Here is a 1,813-nt window from a genome sequence, read left to right on the forward strand (position 1 = left end):
ACGTTTCGCAGGCGCTATTGGCCAAAAAGCAAAAACAGATAAACTTGATGCGCAACTCATCGCTCATTTTGGTGAAGGGACCAAACTAGACAGCCACTTTAATTGAACAAACAAAACTGTGCCACAAAATTAGCCCTTCAGATTCAAAATTTATCTTTTTTACTGGGTCACTTTCATTTCATCTATTAAATAAGTCATTACATTCTTAAACCCAAATTACACGCATGAAAATAACTCCGTAATGGCAGTTTTAACTTTTACTGAATGGTTTTTAATTTATGCTAATAGCTTTTCGCAGTTACTGATATTCGCTCGCCGCTTTCGCTTTAAGTTTTCACAGTAACTTGCTTGTGAGGTCGGCCTGCCTACTGCGCCGTGAAATACGCGCGTAAATTGCGTAGTGAGTTTTAGCCAGTTATCTGGGGATATATTAAGCCTTTCTAGTAAAGGAAGGTTCATATTATCAATATGCCCGCGCTTATCCTCTCGTATTATTCGCCCTGTTAGCTCAACGAGTTCAAGGTACGATTTAAGCTCAAACGGCAGCCCTTTAGGCATAATCTGACGTGGCATGCCTGCAAAACGTAGTAACTGCTTAGGTTGTTTACCTTCTGCCGCGCATGTTAAGCGATTTTGTACACTGGTATGGTCTGACTCTTCTGGTGTGTTAGCCATTTTAGCTCTAATGGGATTTAAATCAACATAGGCCATACAGGCTGCAAGCGCTGCTTCATCTAGTAATGCTTGCGATTTGAATCTACCCTCCCAGAACCTCCCTGTGCAGTTATCTTCTTTATTTGCTCTGCGGGCAATGTCTTCATTTAACACCCGCATAAACCAGCTAATACTTGCTAGACGTTCGCGGTATTGTTTAACCGTTTGGTTGAAAAAGATGAGTTCAACTTTACTTAGCTTTTCACCTTGTACATATTTTTGCGTTAACAATGTGCCTTTACACAGTTTATGCCAGCGAATAACAATCGCTTTATCATTCAGCCTGTTTGCTTTCTTATCATCTACATATAGTACTAAATGGGTATGATTACTCATGACGGCATAAGCACATACATCAATACAAAATATTTTTGCTAATTCAAGCAGCTTATCTTCAACCCAACCTCGTCGATGCTCGTAAGATTGACCTGTAAAACGGTCTTCGCCACATAAAAATGCACGACGAACACACCGTGAAATACAGTGATAGTATTTTGTATCAACCAAACTAACTTGACGCTTTCTTGCAATAGCCATAAAACACTCTGCTTATTTTTAAACTAAATAAAAGCTAGCCTCTAAGTACGCAAAGTGCAAAATTTAGGATGGGTGTCATGTTTATTATACCCTTTAATCGAGAAAGTGGAGCCTATCAGAGTAAACGAATGATACGAGGTGGACGGCAAAAAATTAGAACCGCAATGTATATGGTAATGATGTCAGCTATCCAATGTAACCCTAAATTTAAAGCTATTTATCATCGGCTAGCCGCGGCAGGGAAATCTAAAAAAGTGGCTATTATTGCCTGTATAAGAAAGCTTATAGTAATCATTAATTCTCTGGTGAGAGATGGTGTCATGTGGGATCCTAAAATGGTTTAAAATTAGGAATTGACACCATAATCACTTATGTGGAGTCCCATTTATCAACAACTATTTTAACTAAATAAATTCGCTTTCTTATGTACGAGTTCTAAATGAGGCGCTACCTCGACTCCAAAATAATTTCGCGTGTTAGAACACTCTTCTTGTTAACGAGCTTTTCGCTCTTGTGACTATACTGTGTCGTCTAACATGTTGTTAATTTAGCTAAAGCTGAT

At 38.7% G+C, this 1,813-nt stretch carries 1 protein-coding gene and 1 pseudogene; one reads left to right on the forward strand and one right to left on the reverse strand.

The window, feature by feature from the left end; translation table 11 throughout:
* Nucleotides 1–276 precede the first annotated feature (276 nt).
* Nucleotides 277–1,251, reverse strand: coding sequence for a transposase (locus I6E80_RS20285; RefSeq protein WP_197186319.1), 975 nt, complete (start codon nt 1,249–1,251; stop codon nt 277–279).
* An 89-nt stretch (nt 1,252–1,340) separates the two neighbouring features.
* Here I6E80_RS20285 and I6E80_RS20290 point away from each other — a divergent pair.
* Nucleotides 1,341–1,595: pseudogene (locus I6E80_RS20290) on the forward strand (transposase); the annotation flags it as partial.
* Between the last annotated feature and the right edge of the window lie 218 nt (nt 1,596–1,813).

The organism is Pseudoalteromonas sp. NSLLW218 (assembly GCF_015864775.1).
Lineage (GTDB): Bacteria > Pseudomonadota > Gammaproteobacteria > Enterobacterales > Alteromonadaceae > Pseudoalteromonas.